Annotated in this window: 1 protein-coding gene; it reads left to right on the plus strand. The window is 41.6% G+C overall.

The window, feature by feature from the left end:
* Positions 1-79: 79 nt before the first annotated feature.
* Positions 80-233 (plus strand): HAD hydrolase family protein (locus tag LKX83_RS32960; protein WP_227887506.1); only part of this gene is annotated, 154 nt, incomplete at its 3' end.

A 233-nucleotide genomic window follows, 5' to 3' on the forward strand; every position in this document is an offset into this window, starting at 1 on the left:
GTGTGGTATAGTAAAAGATAAGAAAAAATGGTCGAATCGCGTCGATCATATGGAATATCGAATGGAAAGGATGCAACATATGGCATATAAATTAGCTGCAATCGACATAGACGGTACATTATTAAATGATGATTATAAAATTACAGAAGCGAACAAGGAGGCGCTAAAGGCGGCAGAGGAAGAGGGTGTAAGCATCGTTCTTTGCTCAGGACGTGCTCCTCGCAGCGTAACTC

This window comes from Cohnella baijiui, assembly GCF_020731285.1.
Lineage (GTDB): Bacteria > Bacillota > Bacilli > Paenibacillales > Paenibacillaceae > Cohnella.